General features: G+C 62.2%; 19 protein-coding genes. 16 read left to right on the forward strand and 3 right to left on the reverse strand.

Annotation, left to right across the window (positions count from 1 at the left end):
• Positions 1–18: 18 nt before the first annotated feature.
• The 4 genes from AC3RCG_RS10975 to AC3RCG_RS10990 all read left to right on the forward strand — a co-directional run bounded on the left by AC3RCG_RS10975 (position 19) and on the right by AC3RCG_RS10990 (position 7,236).
• Positions 19–2,598, forward strand: coding sequence for a DUF349 domain-containing protein (locus AC3RCG_RS10975; protein ID WP_492405508.1), 2,580 nt, complete (start codon positions 19–21; stop codon positions 2,596–2,598).
• Entirely contained in the window at positions 2,595–3,068 is a 474-nt protein-coding gene (gene moaE, locus AC3RCG_RS10980; protein WP_070221394.1) for a molybdopterin synthase catalytic subunit MoaE, read from the forward strand. The genes AC3RCG_RS10975 and moaE overlap by 4 nt, the downstream gene beginning before the upstream one ends.
• 121 nt (positions 3,069–3,189) lie before the next feature.
• Positions 3,190–5,796 carry an ATP-dependent chaperone ClpB gene (clpB, locus tag AC3RCG_RS10985; RefSeq protein ID WP_070290769.1) on the forward strand — a complete coding sequence of 869 codons (2,607 nt, stop codon included), beginning with the start codon at positions 3,190–3,192 and terminating at the stop codon, positions 5,794–5,796.
• A gap of 324 nt (positions 5,797–6,120) precedes the next feature.
• The gene (locus tag AC3RCG_RS10990; protein WP_230506214.1) at positions 6,121–7,236 is read left to right on the forward strand and encodes a polyamine ABC transporter substrate-binding protein; all 1,116 of its coding nucleotides are present in this window, start codon (positions 6,121–6,123) and stop codon (positions 7,234–7,236) included.
• A 96-nt stretch (positions 7,237–7,332) separates the two neighbouring features.
• Here AC3RCG_RS10990 and AC3RCG_RS10995 read toward each other — a convergent pair whose 3' ends face one another.
• The 3 genes from AC3RCG_RS10995 to ppk1 form a co-directional block, all read right to left on the reverse strand.
• Positions 7,333–7,461, reverse strand: a complete 129-nt coding sequence (locus AC3RCG_RS10995) for a hypothetical protein (RefSeq protein ID WP_256267160.1) — start codon at positions 7,459–7,461, stop codon at positions 7,333–7,335.
• A 331-nt stretch (positions 7,462–7,792) separates the two neighbouring features.
• Positions 7,793–8,251 (reverse strand): phosphohistidine phosphatase SixA, encoded by a 459-nt coding sequence (gene sixA / locus AC3RCG_RS11000; RefSeq protein WP_070290771.1) that lies wholly within the window; start codon positions 8,249–8,251, stop codon positions 7,793–7,795.
• Between the two features lie 25 nt (positions 8,252–8,276).
• The gene (gene ppk1 / locus AC3RCG_RS11005) at positions 8,277–10,370 is read right to left on the reverse strand and encodes a polyphosphate kinase 1 (protein WP_070218042.1); all 2,094 of its coding nucleotides are present in this window, start codon (positions 10,368–10,370) and stop codon (positions 8,277–8,279) included.
• 282 nt (positions 10,371–10,652) lie between these two features.
• Between ppk1 and pstS the strand changes: the two genes are divergently transcribed.
• The 12 genes from pstS (at position 10,653) to AC3RCG_RS11065 (ending at position 23,364) form a co-directional block, all read left to right on the forward strand.
• Positions 10,653–11,702, forward strand: a complete 1,050-nt coding sequence (pstS, locus tag AC3RCG_RS11010; RefSeq protein WP_070218044.1) for a phosphate ABC transporter substrate-binding protein PstS — start codon at positions 10,653–10,655, stop codon at positions 11,700–11,702.
• A 344-nt stretch (positions 11,703–12,046) separates the two neighbouring features.
• Positions 12,047–13,018, forward strand: coding sequence for a phosphate ABC transporter permease subunit PstC (gene pstC, locus AC3RCG_RS11015; protein ID WP_227742171.1), 972 nt, complete (start codon positions 12,047–12,049; stop codon positions 13,016–13,018).
• Positions 13,015–13,911, forward strand: a complete 897-nt coding sequence (gene pstA, locus AC3RCG_RS11020) for a phosphate ABC transporter permease PstA (RefSeq protein ID WP_070218049.1) — start codon at positions 13,015–13,017, stop codon at positions 13,909–13,911. Before pstC ends, pstA begins: the two co-directional genes overlap by 4 nt.
• A 38-nt stretch (positions 13,912–13,949) precedes the next feature.
• Positions 13,950–14,732: a phosphate ABC transporter ATP-binding protein PstB gene (gene pstB / locus AC3RCG_RS11025; protein ID WP_373631409.1), complete on the forward strand. Its 783-nt coding sequence runs from the start codon at positions 13,950–13,952 to the stop codon at positions 14,730–14,732.
• Positions 14,733–14,780: 48 nt separating this feature from the next.
• Positions 14,781–15,491 carry a phosphate signaling complex protein PhoU gene (gene phoU, locus AC3RCG_RS11030; protein ID WP_070218051.1) on the forward strand — a complete coding sequence of 237 codons (711 nt, stop codon included), beginning with the start codon at positions 14,781–14,783 and terminating at the stop codon, positions 15,489–15,491.
• 5 nt (positions 15,492–15,496) lie between these two features.
• Positions 15,497–16,186, forward strand: coding sequence for a response regulator (locus AC3RCG_RS11035; RefSeq protein ID WP_034755074.1), 690 nt, complete (start codon positions 15,497–15,499; stop codon positions 16,184–16,186).
• Between the two features lie 11 nt (positions 16,187–16,197).
• Positions 16,198–17,514: a phosphate regulon sensor histidine kinase PhoR gene (phoR, locus tag AC3RCG_RS11040; protein ID WP_492405514.1), complete on the forward strand. Its 1,317-nt coding sequence runs from the start codon at positions 16,198–16,200 to the stop codon at positions 17,512–17,514.
• Positions 17,515–17,590: 76 nt separating this feature from the next.
• Complete coding sequence (senA, locus tag AC3RCG_RS11045) at positions 17,591–18,787, forward strand: selenoneine synthase SenA (protein WP_256267161.1); 1,197 nt, start codon at positions 17,591–17,593, stop codon at positions 18,785–18,787.
• Positions 18,788–18,820: 33 nt separating this feature from the next.
• Complete coding sequence (locus tag AC3RCG_RS11050; RefSeq protein ID WP_121669033.1) at positions 18,821–20,767, forward strand: UvrD-helicase domain-containing protein; 1,947 nt, start codon at positions 18,821–18,823, stop codon at positions 20,765–20,767.
• A 94-nt stretch (positions 20,768–20,861) separates the two neighbouring features.
• Complete coding sequence (locus tag AC3RCG_RS11055; protein WP_409028761.1) at positions 20,862–21,776, forward strand: NAD-dependent epimerase/dehydratase family protein; 915 nt, start codon at positions 20,862–20,864, stop codon at positions 21,774–21,776.
• Between the two features lie 393 nt (positions 21,777–22,169).
• On the forward strand, positions 22,170–22,553 hold the full coding sequence (locus AC3RCG_RS11060; RefSeq protein ID WP_070290776.1) for a LiaF transmembrane domain-containing protein: 384 nt from the start codon (positions 22,170–22,172) through the stop codon (positions 22,551–22,553).
• Entirely contained in the window at positions 22,543–23,364 is an 822-nt protein-coding gene (locus AC3RCG_RS11065) for a LiaI-LiaF-like domain-containing protein (protein WP_121669035.1), read from the forward strand. The genes AC3RCG_RS11060 and AC3RCG_RS11065 overlap by 11 nt, the downstream gene beginning before the upstream one ends.
• The last annotated feature ends 1 nt before the right edge of the window (position 23,365 follow it).

The following is a 23,365-nucleotide window of genomic DNA, read 5'->3' on the forward strand; positions in this document are numbered from 1 at the left end:
ATCCACGCGAAACCCGTCATGTTCGAATTTCTCTTCAAGCGTTCTGCCAGCAAGACTGCCGTCCCCGATCCTGTCGTGGCAGAACAGGCCGCCGCTTCGGCGCAGAGCGCATCGCGCCGCGCCGAACAGGTTGCGCGTGCCCATGCCGTGGCGGGCGACGAAGCCGCCGCCTGTGAATTCATCGTGTCCAGCGAATTTGCCGATGCCCGCCTGATCGCGGCCGAACACGTCCATAGCTTGCCCCTGCTGGAAAAAGTCCACCACGCCATGCGCAATACGGACCGCCGCGTTGCCAAGCTGATGCAGGGCCGCATCGACCTGATCCGTCATCAGGCGGCCGAGACGCAACGCGCCCAGGCCAGCATCGCCACGGCGCAGCGCCTGTTGAACGATGACAAGCTGAGCCCGAACCAGGTAGCCGAGCTGGACCGTCAATGGCAAGTCATCAAGGCCACGCCCGAGCTGGAGAGCGCCTTTGCCGCCGCGCGCGCCGCGCTGGCCGCCCGCCTGGAAGCGCAAGTGGTGCTGCAGCGCGCCGTGATCGACACCGTCGCCGCCGCGCGCGCCTTGGCTGCCAGTGGCCAGTCCTCCGATGAGCTGGCCCAGGCGCTGGCCCGCCTCGACGCGGCACATGCGCAGCATGCGCAATCGCCCGAACGCGCTTCCTTGCCGAAACACCTGGAAACCGATTTCACGCAGGCGCGCGAGCAGGCGCAGTCCGCCTTGCAGGCGCTGCAGCAGTACCAGGCCGTGTTCGACGCACGCCAGCTTGCGCTGGCCGCATGGCAGGCGCAGGACGCCGCCACGCTCGATGCAGACACCTTGAAACGCGCGTGGCAAGCCTTGCCGCGCCTGCCCGAGTCGCCATTGTCCGACAGCCTGCAGCAGCAATTTGCGGCCCTGCTGGCCAGCGCCCCGGCACCGGTCGTCCCTGCCGCAGCCGTGGACGCGCCAGCGCATGCGGAACCGGCGCCGCGCAAGCCGCGCCAGGAACACGCGCCCGTGTCGAAGGAAGCGACGGAGCAGTTCTTCAAGGTGCTCGACGCCATGGAAGCGGCGCTGCAGGATGGCTTGTTGCACGTGGCTTCCGAACATGACAAGACCTTGCGCGATAGCAAGCACGGCCGTTTGACGCCTGCGCAAGCGGATCGCCTGGCCCATGTGCGCGGCGAGTTCAAGCGCCTGGCCGACTGGGCGCGCTGGGGCGGCAATGTCTCGCGCGAGGAACTGGTCAAGGCGGGCGAGGAATTGCCGGCGCAACAATTGCCGATGACCGAGCTGGCCAAGAAAGTGGGCAGCCTGCGCGAGCGCTGGAAGTCGCTCGACACCTTGTCCGGCCCCGCACCGAAATCCCTGTGGGAGCGTTTCGACGCCGCCTGCAGCGTGGCGTATGCGCCGGCGGCCCAGCATTTCAAGCAACTGGCCGAAGAGCGCCACGGCAATGCAGCCAAGGCCCAGGAACTGATCGCGGAAACGGCGGCCCTGGCGGCCGAAGAGAGTACCGACTGGAAACATGTCGCTTCCGCCTCGCAGCGCTTGCGCCAGGCGTGGACGCGCCTGGGCACCATCGACCGCAAGGAAAAGAAACGCCTGGATACGGAGTTCGGCGCCGCGCTGGACGCCCTGTCCAAGCCGCTGGACACGCAGCGCCAGATCGAGACGGCCCGCCGCGAGCAATTGATCGTCGAAGTGGGCCTGCTCAAACCATCGGAGCGCAACACGGTCGACATGCTGAAAGCCTTGCAGGACAAATGGCAGGAACTGGCGAAAGCCCTGCCGCTGGAACGCCGCGCGGAACAGGCGCTGTGGCAGCGTTTCCGTGCCGCCTGCGACGATATCTTCGCCAGGCGCAAGGAAACGGCCCACGCGGCCGACCACGAGCGCCGCGAACACCTGCATGCGCGCGAAGCGCTGTGCGCCGCGCTGGAAACGGCCGTCGTGCCCGAGGGCGACGACAAGGCCCGCAGCGCCTTCATCAACCACTTGCTGCGTGACACGCGCGCCGCCTGGAACGCCACGGGCCCCGTGCCGCGCGCCAGCGAAGCGAAGATCGAACAGCGCTACCAGGCGGCGGTCGCCGGCGTGCAGGCGCAGGCGGACGCCATCGCCGAACGGGCTGGCGCGGCGCAGGCCAACGCCCTGCGCGACAAGCTGCGCCTGGTGCAATCGCTGGAAGCCGCACTGGCCGATGGCGGCGACGGCGCCGACGCGCAAGCGTGGAGCGAGCGCTGGAGCGCCTTGCCGCCGCTCGACGCCCAGTACGAACGCAGCCTGCAGCAGCGCTTTGCCGCCGCTCAGGCCGCGCTGGGCGAGGGCAGCGCCGCCTACGTGCAGCAATTGCAGGCCAATCAGGAGCGCCTGCTCGGTGAAGTCCTGCGCCTGGAAATCGTCGCCGGCGTCGACAGCGGCGCCGAATTTGCCCGTGACCGCCTGAAAATGCAGGTGGAAGTGCTGCAATCGTCGCTCAAATCGGGCCAGAAGCCGCTCACGCAAGTGTCGCAGCTGATGCAGCTGTGCGCGATCGCCGCCACCACCGATGCGCGCACGGCCAGCCGCATCGAAACCCTGCTGCGCCGCATCGGAGGCAACGCGAAATGAGTACATCCGTCCGCATCCAGCACGCCGATTTTGACTTGAGTCAAGAAATCGCACAATTGCGTGCAGGCAACCCCAAGGTGGGCGCCGTCGTCGGCTTCGTCGGCACGGTGCGCGACATGAACGAAGGGCTGGACGTGGCCGCGATGGAGCTCGAGCACTATCCGGGCATGACGGAAAAGTCCATTGCAGCCATCGTGGAGCAGGCGCGGGGCCGCTGGCCCCTGTCCGGCGCGCTGGTGATCCACCGCGTGGGGCCATTGCTGCCGCAGGAGCAGATCGTGCTGGTGGCCGTGTCGTCCGCCCACCGGGGCGAGGCGTTTGCCGCCTGCGAATTCATCATCGACTACCTGAAGACGGAAGCGCCGTTCTGGAAGAAGGAAGACACGCCCGAAGGGGCGCGTTGGGTCGATGCGCGCGACAGCGACGAGACGGCCCTGGACAAGTGGGCCGCAAAAGCAAGCGCCATTTGAAGCGAACGCGCCGCGCACGCTAGCATTTGCCAAAATGCATCAGTTTTCTGCTTTGTGTATGCTTGAAAAGTACTGCCTCACCCCAATTTGGTTAACAACTAATTAACCGGGAGCGCTTTTCATGCGACAAGATAAACTGACTACCAAGTTACAGGAAGCCCTGGCCGACGCGCAAAGCTTGGCCGTGGGCAACGACAACCCCTATATTGAACCAGTCCACCTGCTGACGGCCCTGTTGAACCAGGACGATGGCGGCGCCCGCTCGCTCTTGCAGCGTGCCGGCGTCAACGTGGGCGGCCTGTCCAAGGCCCTGGGCGCGTCCATCGAACGCTTGCCGAAGGTCTCGGGCACGGGCGGCGACGTGCAGGTCAGCCGCGAATTCGTGGCCCTGCTGAACCTGGCGGACAAGGAATCGCAGAAGGCGGGCGATCAGTTCGTGTCCAGCGAAATGGTCTTGCTGGCCATGACGGACGACAAGTCCGACTGCGGCAAGCTGGCGCGCGAAAACGGCCTGACCCGCAAGGCCCTGGAAGCGGCTATCGACGCCGTACGCGGCGGCAACAAGGTCGATTCGCAGGAAGCCGAAGGCCAGCGCGAAGCCTTGAAAAAATACACCTTGGACCTGACGGAGCGGGCGCGCAAGGGCAAGCTCGATCCCGTGATCGGCCGCGACGATGAAATCCGCCGCACCATCCAGATCCTGCAGCGCCGCAGCAAGAACAATCCCGTGCTGATCGGCGAGCCGGGCGTGGGCAAGACGGCCATCGTCGAAGGCCTGGCGCAGCGCATCGTCAATGGCGAAGTGCCTGAATCGCTGAAAGGCAAGCGCGTGCTGGCGCTGGACATGGCCGCCCTGGTTGCCGGTGCCAAGTTCCGCGGCGAGTTCGAAGAGCGCCTGAAGTCCGTGCTCAAGGAACTGGCCATGGATGAAGGGCAAACCATCGTCTTCATCGACGAGATGCACACCATGGTGGGCGCGGGCAAGGCCGACGGCGCGATGGATGCCGGTAATATGCTCAAACCGGCACTGGCGCGCGGCGAGCTGCACTGCGTGGGCGCCACCACGCTCGACGAATACCGCAAATACATCGAAAAGGATGCCGCGCTGGAACGCCGCTTCCAGAAAGTGCTCGTCGACGAGCCGACCGTGGAGGCGACGATCGCCATCCTGCGCGGCTTGCAGGATAAATATGCGCTGCATCACAAGGTGGAAATCACGGACGCGGCCATCATCGCGGCCGCCGAGCTGTCGCACCGCTACATCACGGACCGTTTCCTGCCCGACAAGGCGATCGACCTGATCGATGAAGCGGCGGCGAAGATCAAGATCGAGATCGACTCCAAGCCGGAAGTGATGGACAAGCTGGAACGCCGTCTGATCCAGCTGAAAATCGAGCGCGAAGCCGTCAAGAAGGAAAAAGACGAAGCATCGCTGCGCCGCCTGGGCCTGATCGAGGAAGAGATCGTCAAGCTGCAGCGCGAATACAATGACTTCGAGGAAATCCTGAAGGCGGAAAAGGCCGTGGTGCAGGGCAGCACGCACATCAAGGAAGAGATCGAGCAAGTCAAGCTGCAGATGGAGCAGGCCACGCGCGAGAGCAACTGGCAGAAAGTGTCGGAGCTGCAGTATGGCAAGTTGCCGCAGCTGGAAGCCCAGCTCAAGCAGGCTGACAGCGGCATCCCGAAACTCGACCCCGACCAGCCGAAATTGCTGCGCACGGAAGTGGGCGCCGAGGAAATCGCCGAAGTGGTGTCGCGCGCGACGGGCATTCCCGTGTCGCGCATGATGCAGGGCGAGCGCGACAAGCTGCTGCACATCGAAGAGAAGCTGCATGAGCGCGTCGTGGGCCAGGATGAAGCGATTACGGCCGTGGCTGACGCCATCCGCCGCTCGCGCGCCGGCTTGAGCGATCCGAACCGTCCCTATGGTTCCTTCATGTTCCTGGGACCGACGGGCGTGGGTAAGACCGAGCTGAGCAAGGCGCTGGCGACCTTCCTGTTCGATACGGAAGAATCGATGATCCGCATCGACATGAGCGAGTTCATGGAGAAGCATTCCGTGGCCCGTCTGATCGGCGCGCCACCGGGCTACGTGGGCTACGACGAAGGCGGCTACCTGACGGAAGCCGTGCGCCGCAAGCCGTACAGCGTGATCCTGCTCGACGAAGTGGAAAAGGCGCATGCCGACGTCTTCAACGTGCTGCTGCAGGTGCTCGACGACGGACGCATGACGGACGGCCAGGGCCGCACGGTGGACTTCAAGAATACCGTCATCATCATGACCTCGAACCTGGGTTCGCATAAAATCCAGGCGATGGAAAGCGATGATCCCGGTGTCGTGAAGCTGGCCGTGATGGCCGAGGTACGCTCGCACTTCCGTCCCGAGTTCGTCAACCGTATCGACGAAATCGTCGTGTTCCACGGCCTCGACGAGAAGAATATCGGCGCGATCGCGAAGATCCAGCTGAAGATCCTTGAAGAACGCCTGGAACGCATGGACATGCAGCTGAGCTTGACGGACGCTGCGCTGCAGCAGATCGCCGAAGCGGGCTACGACCCGGTGTATGGCGCCCGTCCGTTGAAACGGGCGATCCAGCAGCAGATCGAAAATCCGCTGTCGAAGCTGATCCTCGAAGGCCGCTTCGGTCCGAAAGACGAGATCCGCATCGACGCCCAGAACGGCAACCTGGTGTTTACAGGGGCGCAAGTGGGGCTGGACAAGGTGTAATGCTGGCTGGTCAGTCCCTGCGGGATTGGAAGCTATTTCATTGGGGCAGCTTCCCCCGTCGGGTCTGACCCCAGTTTTACGGCATTTGCAGTGAGGAAGATGTGCGACGATTTGCGACGTCTAACAAAACCGTAGCGAGCGGCAGTGATTTGTGGCCGAGAAGCGCAACCGTACTCTAGTACGGTGAGCATCGCAGGCCGCAAAGCGCGACGCGCAGTAGGTTTTGTTAGACGTCCTCAGGCAGGGCGCGATCGGGCTAGACCTGATCGCGCCCTTCTTGCTATCATCGTCACTATTTTCTGACTAATTTTCGGAGGCGGTACGATGGCAAACACATGGCAAGCAGGACGGCGCATTGGACTGGGACTGACCTTGGCGGCGGCCGTGCTGGCCTTGCCTGCGCACGCCCAGGAAGAAAAAGTCCTGAACATCTACAACTGGTCGGACTATATCGGCGACGATACGATCAAGAATTTTGAGAAGGAAACGGGCATCAAGGTGCGCTACGACGTTTTCGACAATAACGAAATCCTCAATGCGAAACTGGTGGCGGGCAAGTCCGGCTACGACATCGTCGTGCCGACGGCCCAGTGGGCGCGGCTGCAGATCGATGCGGGCCTGCTGCGCAAGCTCGACAAGAGCAAGCTGACCAACCTGGGCAACCTCGATCCGAACCTGCAGGCGAAATTGTCGAAGATCGACCCGAACAACGATTACCTGGTCGACTGGCTGTGGGGCTACACGACGGTGGGCATCAACGTCAACAAGGTCAAGGCCGCGCTGGGCGGCATGCCCATGCCCGACAACGCGTGGGACCTGATCTTCGACCCGAAATATGCATCGAAGCTGAAATCGTGCGGCGTGTCCTTCCTCGACTCGCCGTCGGAAGTGCTGCCGGCCGCCCTGCAATACCTGGGCAAGCCCGCGTACTCGAAAACGGCCGCCGACTACCAGGAAGCGGGCAAGGTGCTGCAGGCGATCCGCCCCTACGTAACCTTGTTCAGCTCCTCAGGCTACATCAATGACATGGCCAACGGTTCCGTCTGCGTCGCGCTGGGCTGGTCGGGGGACATCAATATCGCGCGCCAGCGCGCCATCGACGCGAAGAATGGCAATGTGATCCAGGTGCTGGTGCCGAAGACGGCCGCCCTGATGTTCGACACCATGGCCATTCCCGCCGACGCGCCGCATCCGAACAATGCGCACCTGTTCATCAACTACATCCTGCGTCCGCAAGTGCATGCCAGCCTGAGCAACAAGGTCTTTTACGCGAATCCGAATCCGGCCAGCATCAAATATGTACGCAAGGACATCGGCGAGAACAAGGCCATCTTCCTGTCGGACGCCGACAAGCAGCGCATGGCGGCGCCGGAAGCGACCACGGCCGATATCCGCCGCTTGATGACGCGCATTTATACGAAGTTCAAGACGGGAGTGTAATACGGGGGCGTAAGACGGGAGCGTAAAAACAAGGATGGCGCGAGGGACGGGCCTGTTGGCCGTCGCTGGCGCCATGCGATAGTGCCGAGGTGAACGCTACTCGTGATAGCGGTCCATCAGCTTATGGTGGCTGCCGCGCATTTCTTCGACCAGTTCAAAGGCGACAAAGCCGATGATGGCGGCGAAGATGGCGATGAAGAGAAAAACGAGGAAGGTGATTAACATGGTCTTTCAGCCGCCGTTGGACGGCCGTCCGCTGGGTTGCTCAATGTGCCGGAGCAGCGCTCCAGCACGTAGTTGATGCAATTAAACTCTAGCAGATCGGCAGCGCTTTACAAGGCTGCTGAGTTGTGAACTCCACCAGTATTTGTCCCAGCGCACTTTTTGCGCATTTCAATCTGGGGTCAGACCCGGCGGGTCTGACCCCGTGGCCTATTTCACCACCAGATCATGCGCCATCACGGCCTTCAAATAGACGCTGACAGGGTCGCCTGGCTCGGGCTGGGAGAACCTGTCCATCCTGCGCTGGCCTTGCGCATTTCTCTGTTTTAGTATTTTATTTCACCACCAGATCATGCGCCATCACGGCTTTCAAATAGACACTGACGGGGTCGCCTGGCTCGCGCTGGGAGAACCACCACGCGCTGGCCTTGCGCATTTCCCATTCCTGCTCTTCGCCCGTCAACAGCAGGGCGGCTGCCTGGCCCAGGGTGGGTTGGTGGCCGACGATGAGCACGGTTTCCTTGCCGCCGGGCCAGTTGGCCGCCTTCAGGATGTCTTCCGCCTCGGCGCCGGGCGCAAGTTCCGGCATCAGCTTGAACTTGCGCCCCAGCGCCTCCGCCGTTTGCAGGGTGCGCAGGGCGGGGCTGACGAGGATGCGGCAATTTTCCGGTAGTTGCGAGGCCAGCCACTCCCCCATGCGGCGCGCCTGTTTCTGGCCTTTGACGGTCAGGGCGCGTTCGAGGTCGGGGAGGCCCGGCTCGGCTTCTGCGTGTCGCCACAAGATGAGATCCATGCTGTACTCCTGTGTGTAGAGTTGCCTATTCGCCGACCTCCGCGCCCGGCGTGCCCAGTGTGTGCATCAGGTATTGCTGGGCGCTGAACGGCATCTGCTTGCCGCGCGGCTTGCGGCGCGCATAATGGCCCGTTGGCTCCAGCTCCCATGCATTGGTATTATCCTTCAAATATGGGTTCAAGCCCTCGGCGATCACGCGCCGTTTCAGCGCCCGGTCCAGCACGGGGAAGGCCACTTCCACCCTGCGGAACAGGTTACGGCTCATCCAGTCGGCGCTGGCCAGGTAGACATCGTGCGCCAGGTCGTTGCGGAAATAGTAAATGCGGCTGTGCTCGAGGAAGCGGCCGATCACGGAGCGCACCTTGATGTTTTCCGACAAGCCCGGCACGCCCGGCTTCAGGGTGCAGGCGCCGCGCACGATCAGGTCGATCTTCACGCCATCGGTCGAGGCAGCATACAGGGCGCGGATCACGGATTCATCGACGAGCGCGTTGACTTTCACGATGATGCGACCGCGCCGGCCGGAACGGGCGATCTTCGCCTCGTTGCGGATGGCCTTGATGATTTCGCTTTGCAGGCCGAACGGCGCCAGCCACAAATGGTTCAGATTGTGCGGCTTGGTCAGGCTGGTCAGGTGGATGAACACCTCATTGACTTCCACGGCCAGGTCCTGGTTCGCCGTCAGCAAGCCGAAATCCGTGTACAGCTTGGTGGTCGTGGGGTGGTAGTTGCCGGTGCCCAAGTGGGCATAGAAGCGCAGCGCGCCTTCTTCGCGGCGGATGACGAGCGCCACCTTGGCGTGGGTTTTCAGGCCCACCACGCCGTACACGACTTGCGCGCCCGCCTGTTCCAGCTTGTCGGCCCAGTTGATATTGGCTTCTTCGTCGAAACGCGCCATCAATTCCACGATGACCGTCACTTCCTTGCCCATCTTCGCCGCCGTGATCAAGGACTCCATCAGGTCCGAGTTCATGCCCGTGCGGTAGATCGTCTGCTTGATGGCGACGACGGACGGGTCGTAGGCGGCGCTGCGGATGAAGTCGATCACCGTCTGGAACGATTGATACGGGTGGTGCAGCAGGATGTCGTGCTTGGTCAGTGCGGCAAAGATGTCGTTGCCGATGGCTTTGTGCGCGAGGCCGGGGAAGAACGGCGGGAAGCGCAGCTCGGGCTGCTTGACGTGGTCGATCATTTCCGACAGACGCACGAGGTTCACGGGGCCGTTGACGCGGTAGAGGCGGCTTTGATCCAGATTAAACTGGTCGAGCAGGAATTGTGACAATTCTGGCGGGCAATTGCGCGCCACTTCCAGGCGCACCGAGGTGCCGAACTGGCGCCCCACGAGCTCGCCCTTCAGGGCCTGGCGCAGATTCTTGACTTCGTCCTCGTCCACCCACAGGTCGCTGTCGCGCGTGACGCGAAATTGCGAATAGGCAATTACTTCGCGCCCGGCGAACAAGTCCGAGATATGCGCATGAATCACGGAAGACAACAGGCAGAAGGACACGCCGTCGCCGGAAATGTCGTCCGGCAGCTTGATGACGCGCGGCAAGACACGGGGCGCCTTGACTATGGCGATGGCCGTGCCGCGGCCGAACGCATCCTTGCCGCTCAGCGAGACGATGAAATTGAGGCTTTTATTCACCACTTGCGGGAACGGGTGGGCCGGGTCCAGGCCGATAGGGGTCAGCAGGGGGCGCACTTCGCGGTCGAAATACTGCTTGACCCAGGCGCGCTGCGCATCGTTGCGGTCGTTGTCGCGCAGCAAATGCACGCCCGCTTCGCGCAGGGCCGGCAAGACTTCGCTATTTAATATCTCGTACTGGCGTTCCACCAGCGCATGGCATTCCTTGCCGATGCGCTCCAGATTGGCCGCCAGGGCAGGGTGGCCGGCCAGCGAACCGCCGATGCTGCCGGCCGCCAGCAGACTGGCCACGCGCACTTCGAAGAACTCATCCATGTTGCTGCTGACGATGCACAGGTAGCGCAGGCGCTCGAGCAGCGGAATGTTCGGGTCTTCCGCCTGGGCCATCACGCGCCGGTTGAAAGTCAGTTGCGACAGTTCGCGGTCAAGCAGGATGCCCGATTTGGTCACTTCCGTGTGCAGTTCAGGTTTCATATTCTTTTGTCTTTGCAGATAGTTAATTCTAGCCGTATTTCATCCGTATTTCATCGCGTATGACGCGTTGTGAGTGTAATCATGAAATATGACGTAAGCGTGACATAAGCTGTCATAAAGCGTCGCCCGCCCTGTCATTTTTCGCGCCGAAAAGGGCGGTTCGCGGGGCGTAGCCAATTATTTCAGGATTTTTTGCCCATGTCATAAACCTGTCATATTCGCTTGCTAGACTGCGCAGCATTCAACCGGGACTTTGAGCCCTAACAACCCTGAGGACTTGATATGCAAATGAAGCAAATGTTCAAATTTATCGTCGTGGGTGCTTCGGCAGCGATGGCATTTTCTTCCGCTTCCGTCATGGCGGCAGATATGACAGGTGCTGGTGCAACCTTCCCGTACCCGATCTACGCCAAATGGGCTGAAACGTACAAAGCCAACACGGGCAACGGCCTGAACTACCAGTCCGTCGGTTCCGGCGCCGGCATCAAGCAAATCAAGGCCAAGACTGTCGAATTCGGCGCTTCGGACATGCCTTTGAAGGCGGAAGAGCTGGAAGAAGCGGGCCTGATGCAGTTCCCGGCCATCATGGGCGGCGTGGTCACCATCGTCAACCTGGACGGCGTGACCCCAGGCCAGCTGAAAATGACGGGTAAAGTCGTTGGCGACATCTACCTGGGCAAGATCACCAAGTGGAGCGCGCCTGAAATCGCCGCACTGAACAGTGGCGTCAAGCTGCCGGACACGGAAATCACCGTGGTGCACCGCGCCGACGGTTCGGGCACCTCGTTCCTGTTCACCGACTTCCTGTCGAAAACCAACCCGGAATTCAAATCGAAAATCGGCGCTGGCTCGGCCGTGAAATGGGCCGTCGGCGTGGGCGGCAAGGGTAACGAAGGCGTCGCCGCCAACGTACAGCGCATCAAGGGTTCGATCGGCTACGTCGAGTGGGCTTACGCCAAGAAAAACAAGATGTCGCACACCCAGCTGCAAAACAAGGACGGCAACTTCCTGCAGCCTGACGACGAAAACTTCAAGGCCGCCGCCGCTTCGGCACCCTGGACGCAAACCCCAGGCTTCGGCGTGGTCCTGACCGACCAGGCTGGCAAGAACAGCTGGCCTATCACGGGCGTGTCGTTCATCCTGATGCACAAAGTCCAGGCTGACCCAGCCAAGGCAAAAGAAGTCCTGAAATTCTTCGACTGGGCCTACAAGAACGGCGGCCCTGCTGCCGTCGAACTGGACTACGTGCCGATGCCGGCATCGGTCGTGAAACTGGTGCAGGAATCGTGGAAAGCCAATTTGAAAGATGCATCGGGCAAGTCGATCTACTAATCGCATAGCCTGAGTCATTCATCCTTGCCCCGCCGGCAGTATAGCGGGGCAGGGAGTTAGCCAGGACCGCCCGCAAGCCCTTGCAGACGGTCCTGGCTAAAAGAATAAAAGTAGCTGAAAGAATAAAAGCAACGACGCCTGACAAAACCGTAGCGAGCGGAAGGGAGTTGCGGTCGAGAAGCGCAACTGTACAAAGGTACAGTGAGCATCGCAGGCCGTAAATCCCGACGCGCAGTAGGTTTTGACAGGCGTATTAAAACAGCAGCACCGGCAGTACCACCCACATCTGGCACAATATGAGCGCACAATCTACCTCCTCCACGATCCCCCTGCCAGGCGGCACCATGACCGATTCCATCAGTCACGCGCAAATGCTTTCCACCATGCGCAAGCAGCGCTTCCAGGATTTCATGTTCCACAAGGTGACGATGCTGTTCGCCCTGTCGGTGCTGATCGTCCTGGTCGGCATCATCATTTCGCTGATCATGGAATCGATACCGGCCTTCAAGACCTTCGGCCTGCATTTCATCGTGTCCGCGGAATGGGACCCCGTCAATGATCAGTACGGCGCCCTGATCCCCATCATCGGCACCCTGGTGACGTCCGTCATCGCCTTGCTGATCGCCTTTCCCGTCAGCTTCGGCATCGCCCTGTTCCTCACGGAAATCTGCCCGGCCTGGCTGCGCCGCCCGCTGGGCACGGCTGTCGAGCTGCTGGCCGGCGTGCCATCGATCATCTACGGCATCTGGGGCCTGTTCGTGTTTGCCCCCCTGTTCGCCGACCACGTCCAGCCCCTGCTGAAAGCCACGCTGGGCAACGTGCCCGTCATCGGCCAGCTGTTCAGCGGCCCCATGATGGGCATCGGCTTGCTGACGGCCGGTCTGGTGCTGGCCATCATGATCATCCCCTTCATCGCTTCCGTGATGCGCGACGTGTTTGAAATCGTCCCTGCCGTGCTGAAGGAATCCGCCTACGGTCTGGGCTGCACGCGCTGGGAAGTGGTGCGCAAGATCGTCTTGCCATACACCAAGACCGGCGTCGTCGGCGGCGTCATGCTGGGCCTGGGCCGCGCGCTGGGCGAGACCATGGCCGTGACCTTCGTCATCGGCAACGCGAATAAACTGTCGTGGTCGCTGTTTGCCGCCGGTAACAGCATCACCTCGCTGCTGGCGAACGAATTCGGCGAAGCGCAATCGGCGCTGCACGTATCGTCGCTGTTCTCGCTGGCCCTGATCCTGTTTGTCATCACCTTTATCGTCTTATCCGCCGCCAAGCTGATGCTGGCTGGCATGTCCCGCAAGGAAGGCACGAAATGAGCCAGCTCAGCCAAGTTAGCACCCTCGACGTTCCGGCCAAGCCGGCCATGAACCCCGTCTACCGCAAGCGCCTGCTGATGCACCGCGTCGGCATCGCCCTGTCGGTGGCCGCCATGGCCCTGGGCCTGGCCGTGCTCGTGTGGATTTTGTTCACGCTGGTGATCAAGGGTTTCGGCGCGCTGTCCGTCGATCTGTTCACGCAAACGACGCCGGCTCCCGGCAGCGAAGGCGGCGGCTTGATCAACGCCATCGTCGGCAGCGCCCTGATGGTGGGCCTGGCCACCGTCGTCAGCACCCCGATCGGCATCCTGGCCGGCATCTATCTGGCCGAATACGGCGAAGAAAACAAGCTGGCGCAAGTGACGCGTTTCGTCACCGACATCATGCTGTCGGCGCCATCGATCGTCATCGGCCTGTTCGTGTATGCGCTGTACGTGGCGCACGTGAAACACTTCTCCGGTTACGCCGGTGCCATCGCCTTGTCCCTGATCGCCGTGCCCGTGGTGGTGCGCACGACGGACAATATGCTGCGCCTGGTGCCGAACAGCCTGCTGGAAGCCGCGTTTGCCCTGGGCGCGCCGCGCTGGAAGGTCGCCACCCTGGTGCGCTTGCGCGCTGTAAAAGCTGGCGTGATCACCGGCGTACTGCTGGCCTTGGCCCGCATCGCCGGCGAAACGGCGCCGCTGCTGTTCACGGCCCTGAATAACCAGTTCCAAAGCTTTAACATGAATGCGCCGATGGCCAACTTGCCGTCCGTCATCGCATCGTTTGCAATGAGCCCGTACGACAACTGGCGCTCGCTGGCCTGGGGCGGCGCACTGCTGATCACCTTCAGCGTGCTGGCCCTGAATATCCTGTCGCGCACCGTGTTCAGCCAAAAAGTCCCACATTAAACAGATACCGAGCGAAGCGAACCCATATGAATACGCAAATGAATCCAGCCCAAGACTTGGCACCAAAGAAAAAAACCATCGAGATTTCGGGCCTGAACTTTTTTTACGGCAAAACGCAAAGCTTGCATAACGTCAACCTGGACATTCACGAGAAGAAGGTCACGGCCTTCATCGGCCCGTCCGGTTGCGGCAAGTCGACCCTGCTGCGCACCCTGAACCGCATGTACGACCTGTATCCGGGCCAGCGCGCGGAAGGCTCCATCCTGTACCGCGGCCGCAACGTGCTCGACGCCGACCAGGACGTCAACATGCTGCGCGCCAAGGTCGGCATGGTGTTCCAGAAGCCGACGCCGTTCCCCATGTCCGTCTACGACAACATCGCCTTCGGCGTGCGCCTGTATGAAGACCTGTCGAAGGGTGAAATGGATGAGCGCGTCGAGTGGGCCCTGAAGAAGGCCGCGCTGTGGGGCGAAGTCAAGGACAAGCTGACCAAGAGCGGCCTGTCGCTGTCGGGCGGCCAGCAGCAGCGCCTGTGCATCGCGCGCGGCGTGGCCGTGAAACCGGACGTCTTGCTGCTCGACGAGCCGACCTCGGCGCTGGACCCGATCTCGACCTCGAAGGTGGAAGAGCTGATCAGCGAACTGAAACAGGATTACACGATCGCCATCGTGACGCACAATATGCAGCAGGCGGCGCGCTGCTCCGACTACACGGCGTATATGTATCTGGGCGAGCTGGTGGAATTCGGCGAAACGGACCAGATTTTCATGAATCCGGCCCGCAAGGAAACGCAGGATTACATCACGGGCCGCTTCGGCTGATCCGCCCAGAATAACGATATACAAGACTACTGAATACGGAGAGACAGCATGATAGGCGAACATTCATCCAAGCAATACGACAACGAACTCGAAGCGATCCGCTCGAAAGTGCTCCTGATGGGCGGCATCGTTGAAACCCAGTTCCTCGACGCGATGACATGCTTTCGCATCGGCAACCCGGAACGCGCCGACCGCGTGATGCGCGAAGACGACGTCGTCAACCAGCTGGAAGTGTCGCTGGACGACGCCTGCAGCCATTTGATCGTGCGCCGCCAGCCGGCCGCCAACGACTTGCGCACCATCATGGCCACTATCAAGGTGATTACCGACCTCGAGCGCGTAGGCGACGAGGCGACCAAAATCGCCCGCGTGGCGAAGAACTTGCACAAGCGGGGCAACGCCGTCGTCAACCATTACGAGATGGTGCGCGGCATCGCCAACACGGCCACCGACATGCTGCACGACGCGCTGGACGCCTTCGCGCGCAACGATGGCAAGCAGGCATTACAATTAATTGCACAAGACGCCATCATCGACCATGAGTTTCGGTCTATCATGCGCAACCTGATTACCTTTATGATGGAAGACCCGCGCACGATTTCGGCGGCGCTCGATACCCTGTGGGTGGCCAAGGCCATCGAACGGATCGGCGACCATGCGAAAAACATCGCCGAATACGTGATTTACGTGGTTGAAGGCAAGGACATCCGCCACACCAAGGTGGCTGCTCCCGCCATTTCCGAGGAGCTCCCTGAGTAAGCTTTATGGCATCTGATAAAACCACGGTATTGATTGTTGAAGATGAGCCGGCCATCGTTGAACTGGTGACCTATTCGCTGCGCGAATCCGGCTGGAATTGCTGTTCCGTACAAAACGTCGCCGATGCCTGGGAATTCATCCAGCACCGCACGCCGCATCTGATCCTGCTGGACTGGATGCTGCCGGACCAGACGGGCTTGCGCCTGCTGTCGCGCATCCGCGCCGACCGCAATTTCGCCGCCATCCCCGTCATCATGCTCACCGCCAAGAGCATGGAAGAAGACAAGCTGGCCGGACTGAACAGCGGGGCCGACGATTACGTCACCAAGCCGTTCTCGCCGCGCGAGCTGCTGGCCCGCGCCAAGGCCCTGTTGCGACGCAAGAGTCCGGAACACGCGCAGGCGCCCATGCGCGCCGGCAACGTGGCCCTGGACCCCGTCAGCTGCACCGTCATGATGGATGAACAGAAGATCGATATCGGCCATGCCGAATACAAGCTGCTGAAATTCCTGCTGGCCCATCCGGAGCGCGTGTTTTCGCGCAGCCAGCTGCTCGACAAGGTGTGGGGCGACCATGTGGTGATCGAGGAACGCACGGTCGATGTCCACGTATTGCGCTTGCGCAAAGCCTTGAAAGAGGCGGAAAGCCTGATCAAGACCGTGCGCAGCGTCGGCTACATGTTGTCTGAAAAGTAAAGCCTCACTCTATGAATCCGAAATTGCTGTTCTGGGTACCGGCCGCCCTGCGCATGTTGCTGGCGCTGCTGGGCGTGGCCGTCGTCTGGTATCTGTTCGGCGCCACGTATGCGCTGGGCATCGCCTTCGTGCTGATGGCCATGATGGTGTTCGTGCAGCTGTCGTATCTGTTCCAGCTGAGTAACTGGCTGGACAATCCGCAAAGCGCCAAGCTGCCCGACGGCTGGGGCGCCTGGACCAGCATCTTCGCGCGCCTGTACCGCATGCGCCGCGATGACGAGAAAAACCAGGCCGAGCTGACGGAATGGCTGGCGCGTTTCCGCCAGGCCATGCATCTGTTGCCCGACGGCGTAGTCATCATGGACGACGTGCTGTTCCTCGAATGGTGCAATCCTGCCGCCGAGAAACACCTGGGCCTCACGCACGAGCGCGACAAGGGCATGCGCGTGACGAATTTGATCCGCAGCCCCGAGTTCATGGATTACATCATCCTGGGGCGCTACGACCAGCCGCTGACGATTACCTTCCGCAACCGCAAGCTGATCGTGCAAATCATCCCGTTCGAGAACCGCCGCCAGATCCTCGTCACGCACGACGTGACGGAGACGGAACGCATCGAAATGATGCGCCGCGACTTCATCGCCAACGCCTCGCACGAATTGCGCACGCCGCTGACGGTCATCGTCGGCTTCCTGGAAATCGCTTCCGCCGAGCTGGACCTGGATGCCGCCACGCGCGCCGCCCACCTCAAGCTGATGACGGAGCAGGGCCACCGCATGCAGCATCTGATCGAGGACATGCTGACCCTGTCGCGCCTGGAATCGGTCGACTATCCGCTGCGCCCCGAGCCCGTGGACATCAAAAAGCTCATGCAGCAAGTCTTGCGCGACGCCAAGGGCTTGTCGGCCGGCAAGCATGAAGTGACCATGGAATGCGACGGCCCCGACGTGCTGGGCAGCTACGATGAACTGTACAGCGCCTTCGGCAACCTGGCCTCGAACGCCGTGCGCTACACGCCGGCCGGCGGCACCATCACCCTGCGCTGGCAGGATGGCCCGGCCGGACCGCAATTCATCGCGCAAGACACGGGCATCGGCATCAGCCAGGAACATATTTCGCGCCTGACGGAACGTTTCTACCGCGTCGACAAGAGCCGCTCGCGCGAAACGCAGGGTACGGGTCTGGGCCTGGCCATCGTCAAGCACGTGCTGCTGCGCCACGGCGGTACCCTGGCCATCCAGTCCGTGGCCGACAAGGGCAGCAGTTTTATCGTCAGCATGCCCAAATCCGTCGTCACGCCGCTGCAGGGCGAGTTGCTGGTCAAGTAGGCCGGGGAGGGGAGCATCCCCTGCCTGTTTCCCGTGCGACTAGTGCAAAGTTGGCATAAGTCGTTACAATCTGGCTATGACTTTAATCAACGCCTCTTTTCGCCAAGCCGGCGCGCAGCAACTGGCCCAGTCGCTGCTGGCCGCGCGCCAGGACACCCTTTCCCTGTTCGACTGTTACGTCACTGCCGGCCTGGACGTGGTGGCGGGCCTGCCCCGTCATCCGCGCCTCAATCCGCCTTTATGGCAACTGGCGCAGATCGCCTGGTTTGCCGAATGGTTCATCCTGCGCGAAGCGGCGTCCAGCCATCCGGCCGATGCCATTTATAACTCCCTGCTGACGCGCGGCGACGACTTGTTCGACGCCAACATGGTGCAGCAGCGCGCACGCTGGACGCTGGAACTGCCCAGTCCCGGCGCCGTCAAAACGTATTGCCACGAAGTACTCGACAGGGTCCTCGATAAACTGTCGCGCGAAGCCAATGTCGACAGCGCGCTGGCGCCGTACCGGCTGGCCCTGGCCCATGAAGACTTGTGTGGCGAGGAAATGCTGGCCGGCCTGCAATGGCTGGGCCTGGAAGCACCCGAATCCCTCGCCGCCAGCCCGGCCTTGCCGCCCGGAGCGGGCCAGATCGCTCTCCCTGGCGGTACCATTGCACTGGGCTCGCCGCGCGATGCCGGATTTGCCTTCGACAATGAATCGCCGCCCCACAGCTGCTACGTGGCGCCGTTTTCCATCGATGCCTGCGCCGTATCCAATGCCCAGTTTGCCGACTTCGTCGCCGATGGCGGTTACCAGAACCGCCAGTTCTGGAGCGCGGCCGGCAGCGCCTGGCTGATGCGGCAGGAGCGTTCGTCGCCGCTGTACTGGCTGCGCGAAGCGACGCAGTGGCGCACCATGCGTTTCGGCCAGCGCACGACCTTGCCGCCGAACGAAGCCGTGCGCCACATCAACCTGTATGAAGCGCAGGCCTACTGCGCCTGGGCCGGGCGCCGCCTGGCGACCGAGGCGGAATGGGAGTATGCTGCGCTGTCCGGCCATCCGCGCTTTCACTGGGGCCAGGTGTGGGAGTGGACGGCGACGCCGTTCGAGCCGTATCCGGGCTTTGCGGTGGATGCCTGGCGCGAATATTCGGCGCCGTATTTCATGCAGCACCAGGTGCTGCGCGGCGCCTCCTTCGCCACGCCGCCGCGCCTGCATTCGGCCCGCATGCGCGCCTTCCATGCGCCCGAACGGGGCGACATCTTTGCCGGCTTGCGCACTTGCGCCTGGTAGCGCGCCGAGAACAGACATCATTTCAGGATACCCTTGAGTACAGATAACGCCCCGCAGTTCATTCCCAAACGCATCACGCCCACGCCGGAGCAGGTCGCCATCCAGACGGCGCAAAAGAAAGTGGTCTTGATCGACGCCAATGCCGGCGCGGCCAAGACGACGACCCTGGCCCTGCGCCTGGCCGAAGCCCTGCACCGGGGCCGCGCGCCCGAACGCATGCTGGCCCTCGTCTTCACGGAAGCGGCGCGCGTGGCCCTGCGCCAGCGCCTGCTGGAAGTGGGCGTGCCGCTCGGTGTCGTCAAGCGCCTGACGGTCGACACCTTCGACGCCTTTGCCGCCAAGGTGCTGTTACAGCTGGAAAACATGCAGGTGGCCTCCATGCGCAGCGATGAAGAGCTGCGCCCCGTGGCCTGGGAAGCGCTGGAAGTGGTCTCCGAGAAATACGCTCACCGCTATCCGCTGGAAATCAACACGACGAATGGCGCCATCGCCGAATTCCTGAAACTGCAATTGCGCACCAAGGCGCGCCTGGATTTCCAGAATCCTGACTTCGAGAGCAATTCCCTGGACGACAACCTGGAAATGCTGGGCATGTCGCGCACGCATTATTTGTGGCTGCGCGAATATGAAGGCTTGCGCGGCGCCGACACGGGCGATATCCAGTTCCGCGCGCCCTTCGACGCCACCTACGACCTCGTGCGCATGCTCGACGGCGACGAACCGTTGCGCCAGCAATTGCCCGCGTTCCAGATCATCGTGGCCGATGAATTGCACGACCTGAACGAGGCATCGTTCCGCCTGCTGACCATGCTGATACGCCGCGGCAACGCGTTTTTCTGCGGCGCCGGCGACAAGGATCAAGTGATCTACACGTGGTCGGGCGCCGACCACCGCTTCCTGCGTCAGCGCTTCGAGCAGGAATTCCCCGCCTTGCAGCGCCTGCCGCTGACGGCGTCCTACCGCTACGGCCCGCAACTGGCGCAGGCTGTCGGCGTGCTGAAGAACAAGCCCAGCGTGTCGGCCCTGTCGCGCGCCACCCACATCGAGCTGCTCGAGTACGACCACGCGCAGCCGCAGGCGTGCAGCGCCCAGTTGATCGCCGCACTCGAACACGCACATGCGGGCACGACGGCCATCTTGCTGCGCGACCGAGACCAAGCGATCCGCGTGGAAACGGCCCTGTTCCAGAGCGGCATCGCGTATGGCCTGGTGGACATGAACAGTTATCTGCTGAGCCTGGAAGTGCTGATGCTGCGCGGCATGGTCGCCATCGCCCGCAAGGATTTGCACGCGATCAAGAGCGGCCCGCGCCGCGGCGAAATCCTCGAAGCCCTGGTGGCCTTCGCGGAAATCCCTTTTACACGCGCGGAATTGCAGCAAGCCAAGGCCGACGTGGCCAATTACCCTGACTTGCTGGAAGGCTTCTTGACGAACCAGCTGGCCAAGTCGCAGAACCAGGACAAGGCGGCGCTGACCCTGGCCGCCGTCGACTACCTGCGCGCGCTGCCCCCCGACGCCCTGGCCGGCGACGCGCTGCAGCACATCTTTGGCCTGATGCAGCTGGAACAGACGGCGCGCCGCATCTATGTCGACCCTGCCCAGGCGCGGGTCGTCGCCCGTTCCCTGCATGGCTTTATCGCCGTGTGCCGCGAAGCGGGCGTGGCGCTGGGCGGCTTCGCCGGCTGGCTGGGCGAGATGGAAGACGCCGTGACGGTCTCGACTGGCAAGGCCAAGCTGGTCATCGCCTGCATCGACCAGATCAAGGGCCTCGAATACAACCACGTGATCCTGCCTTACCTGGCCGTCGACGAATTCCCGCGCAGCAAGACTGATCCGCTGGAAGAAGAGAACCGTTTTTATGTGGCCGCCACGCGCGCACGCGACAGGCTCAGCTTGCTGACGCCGGAAGACCCCGCCTACCGGAGCCGCTACATCGCCGCCCTGCAGCTGAAAAACAAGACTGTTGCGTCCAAGGCATAAATCTTTTGCCGCGCGGCCGCTTTTTGCGAAAGACGAAAGCGGGCATACTTTGTTGCTGTGATTGATTGCAATCTGAACCAACAAAGGAGTAATGATGCGAGTATTCTTGACAGGTGCGGCAGGTTTCATCGGCAGTTCCATCGCGGCGGGCCTCGTGCGCGCCGGCCATCAGGTCACGGGCCTCGTGCGCAAGCCGGAGCAGGTGGCCGAGCTGGCCACTATCGGCGTGCAGGGTATCGTCGGTACCTTGAACGACCGCGAGCTGATCATCGAGCAAGCGAAGGCGGCGGACGCCGTCATCAATGCGGCCAGCAGCGACCACCGGGGCGCCGTGGAAGCCATCATTGAAGCGCTGGCCGGCAGCAACAAGCCTTTCCTCCACACCAGCGGCTCGTCCATCGTGGGCGACGCGTCGGGCGGCGAGGGCACGGAACAGATCTATTATGAAGACAAGCTGCCGGCGCCGACGGCCGACAAGGCGGCCCGCGTCGCCATCGATGAGCTGGTGCTGGCCAGCGCAGGCCAGGGCGTGCGCGCCAGCGTGTTGTGCAACACCCTGATCTACGGCCATGGTGCCTTGCCGCGCGACAGCGTGCAGCTGCCCCGTTTGCTCAAGCAGGCGCGCAAGAGCGGCATCGTGCGCCACGTGGGGCCGGGCCGCAACATCTGGTCCAACGTGCATATCGACGATGTCGTCAGCCTGTATTTGCTGGCGCTGGAAAACTCGCCGGCCGGCACCTTTTACTTTGTCGAGTCGGGCGAAGCGGCTTTCCGCGACATGACGGCCGCCATCGCCCAGGCACTGGACCTGGGACCTGCGCAGGACTGGCCGCTGCCGGAAGCGATTGCCGAATGGGGTTACGAGATGGCTTCCTACGGCCTCGGCTCCAACAGCCGCGTGCGCGGCGAGCGGGCGCGCAAGCTGCTGGGCTGGCAGCCGCAGGGACCGTCCGTGCTGGCATGGATCGGGAACGACATGCTGCGTTCGCCGCGCGCCACGACTGCTTGATGCAGCTCAGCAAATCCGCATCTGTGTGCGCTAGCGAACGGTGCTTTTGCCCGATCGGGAGTATGATGCCTTTGCTTGGTTGAGACGCACTGCCGTGAAGTTGGCGGCATGTTCGATCTTCCAGCAGGTCAGCCGGTCGCCTCAAGGATCGGCACCAGATTTCCGCTGCCGGCGCGCTTGCGCCAGGCAGCCATGCACTGCAACTCCAGGTCGCGGTGTGAACTGCGAACCCCTTCAAGGCCGGCCCTAGCCGGTCTTTTTTTTGCCTGTTTTTTGCCCGTTATTCCCGCCGCCGCGCCATTCACCGCTGCCCGTCCGCCATTCGCCGAAGCGCTGTTTTCGCGCGGCCGAAATCCGCGTATCTTTACGATCAATTCACTTCAAGGGACGACCGTGAAACCTGAACCCGCTTATTACCGCCGTACCCAGCTGCTGTGGGGCGTGCTGCTGATCGCCATCGGCGCCGTCATCCTGCTGGACCGGCTCGATGTGATCCATCTCCATGATTACTATGCACTATGGCATTATTGGCCGCTGATACTGGTCGTCTTCGGCCTTAACAAGCTGCTCACGCCCGTGTCCGCCAAGCAGGTATTGAGCGGCTTGTGGCTGATCTTCTTCGCCGCCTGGTGGTATGTGTCGTATGAAGAACTGTGGAACTTGAATTTCTACAATAGCTGGCCAGCCTTGCTGATCGCCTGGGGCGTGGGCCTCGTGCTGGAGCCGCTGTTGAACAAACATTTTATTGCCTATCGGGAGTCCGAGCATGAAAAATAGACCGCCGCTGCACTCGCCATCGCAGATCGTGCTGGGCGTCATCGTCATCGGCCTGGGGCTGCTGTTCCTGCTCGACAACCTCGGCTTCATCAACGTGCGCTACACCTTCCGTTTCTGGCCCACCATCCTGATCATTTTCGGCTTGCTGAAAATATCGCAAAGCCATAACCGCTCCGGCTACATACTCGGCGGCGTGATGGTCTTGCTGGGCTTGAGCTGGACCCTGAAAGCCATGGGCTTGTTTTATATCAACTGGAGCATGCTGTGGCCGCTGCTCATCATCGCCGCCGGCGTGGCCGTGGTGTCGAAATCCTTGCCCGGCGCACAGCAGCGGCAGCGCCGCCGGCATTTTGCCGCGCCGCCCGATGGCAGCGCTGCGCCTGACGCCTTCGTCCAGCCCAGGAATGGCGCCGTGTCGCTCGACAAGGAACCCGCCGATGCCGATGCCGCTGCAGCACCCGGCACGGGCGGCCAGGCCGACGACGACAGCATCATCGAAGTGACGGCCATCCTCGGCGGCTACGTGCGGCGCGTGTCGTCGCAGCGCTTCAGGGGCGGCGATATCAACGTCATCATGGCCGGCTGCGAAATCGACTTGCGCCAGGCATCGATCGACGGCGAAGCCGTGCTCAACGTGTTTGCCCTGTGCGGCGGCGTCACCATCAAGATTCCGCCCGACTGGAGCGTCGTGCTGCAAGGCACGCCCATCCTTGGCGGCTTCGAAGAAAAGACCATCGTGCCGCCGAACCAGAACAAGCGCCTGTACGTGACGGGTTACGCCATCATGGGCGGCCTGGAAATCCGCAACTAGG

The organism is Janthinobacterium sp. GW823-FHT01H08 (assembly GCF_058797855.1).

Coding starts and splice junctions, on each gene's coding strand:
- pstB (WP_373631409.1), top strand. CDS start 13,950: ATGAATCCAGCCCAAGACTTGGCACCAAAGAAAAAAACCATCGAGATT.
- phoU (WP_070218051.1), top strand. CDS start 14,781: ATGATAGGCGAACATTCATCCAAGCAATACGACAACGAACTCGAAGCG.
- AC3RCG_RS10990 (WP_230506214.1), top strand. CDS start 6,121: ATGGCAAACACATGGCAAGCAGGACGGCGCATTGGACTGGGACTGACC.
- senA (WP_256267161.1), top strand. CDS start 17,591: ATGACTTTAATCAACGCCTCTTTTCGCCAAGCCGGCGCGCAGCAACTG.
- AC3RCG_RS11035 (WP_034755074.1), top strand. CDS start 15,497: ATGGCATCTGATAAAACCACGGTATTGATTGTTGAAGATGAGCCGGCC.
- AC3RCG_RS11065 (WP_121669035.1), top strand. CDS start 22,543: ATGAAAAATAGACCGCCGCTGCACTCGCCATCGCAGATCGTGCTGGGC.
- pstC (WP_227742171.1), top strand. CDS start 12,047: ATGACCGATTCCATCAGTCACGCGCAAATGCTTTCCACCATGCGCAAG.
- pstA (WP_070218049.1), top strand. CDS start 13,015: ATGAGCCAGCTCAGCCAAGTTAGCACCCTCGACGTTCCGGCCAAGCCG.
- moaE (WP_070221394.1), top strand. CDS start 2,595: ATGAGTACATCCGTCCGCATCCAGCACGCCGATTTTGACTTGAGTCAA.
- ppk1 (WP_070218042.1), bottom strand. CDS start 10,370: ATGAAACCTGAACTGCACACGGAAGTGACCAAATCGGGCATCCTGCTT.
- pstS (WP_070218044.1), top strand. CDS start 10,653: ATGCAAATGAAGCAAATGTTCAAATTTATCGTCGTGGGTGCTTCGGCA.
- clpB (WP_070290769.1), top strand. CDS start 3,190: ATGCGACAAGATAAACTGACTACCAAGTTACAGGAAGCCCTGGCCGAC.
- AC3RCG_RS11055 (WP_409028761.1), top strand. CDS start 20,862: ATGCGAGTATTCTTGACAGGTGCGGCAGGTTTCATCGGCAGTTCCATC.
- AC3RCG_RS10975 (WP_492405508.1), top strand. CDS start 19: ATGTTCGAATTTCTCTTCAAGCGTTCTGCCAGCAAGACTGCCGTCCCC.
- AC3RCG_RS10995 (WP_256267160.1), bottom strand. CDS start 7,461: ATGTTAATCACCTTCCTCGTTTTTCTCTTCATCGCCATCTTCGCCGCC.
- sixA (WP_070290771.1), bottom strand. CDS start 8,251: ATGGATCTCATCTTGTGGCGACACGCAGAAGCCGAGCCGGGCCTCCCC.
- phoR (WP_492405514.1), top strand. CDS start 16,198: ATGAATCCGAAATTGCTGTTCTGGGTACCGGCCGCCCTGCGCATGTTG.